This window comes from Psychrobacter sp. AOP5-GZ1-6, from assembly GCF_052376345.1.
In the GTDB taxonomy this organism is placed as follows: Bacteria; Pseudomonadota; Gammaproteobacteria; order Pseudomonadales; family Moraxellaceae; genus Psychrobacter.
Genome location: NZ_JBQSVP010000328.1, coordinates 1 through 618, shown reverse-complemented (window position 1 = coordinate 618; position 618 = coordinate 1). Strand labels below are relative to the sequence as shown.

General features: G+C 44.5%; 1 protein-coding gene. It reads left to right on the top strand.

All coding sequences use genetic code 11. The features are described from left to right. Positions 1 to 618, top strand: a 618-nt coding sequence (locus ACT3RN_RS16050) for an IS1 family transposase (RefSeq protein ID WP_444518859.1), incomplete at both ends; no start/stop codon positions are given.

The following is a 618-nucleotide window of genomic DNA, read 5'->3' as shown; positions in this document are numbered from 1 at the left end:
TGCCCCGACTGTCACAGTCCCAGTTTTTCGATACACGGCAAAAAAAGCTATGGCAAGCAGAACTACCAGTGCAAGGACTGCAAACGTCAATTCATTGGCGACCATGCCTTAACTTATCATGGCTGTCACTCTAAAATAGAAGACATCATACGGCTAATGACGGTTAGAGGTTGCGGCGTCAGAGACATAGCCGTTATAGCCTCTATTAGTATTGGTAAAGTCCTTAGCACCATAGGCTCATCGGTCTATAAGATTACACCTAAAAAGCGCTATTATGAACGCTTAGAGGTTGATGAGTTTTGGACTTACGTGTATCGCAAAAAGCGTAAAGTTTGGCTTATTTATGCTTATGACCGCGCTACCAATGAGATTGTCGCTTATGTCTGGGGCAAACGTGACCTGAAAACAGCTAAGAAGCTAAGAGCCCGTCTTAAACAACTGAAAGTCAGCTATGGCTCTATTAGCATGGATAACTGGGATAGCTTTATAACCGCATTCAAGCCTGACAAGAAACAAATCGGCAAGCAGCATACGGTAGGCATAGAAGGTAATAACTGTCGCCTTAGGCACCGATTGCGACGAGCCGTTCGAAAGACCTGCTGCTTCTCAAAGAAGTTT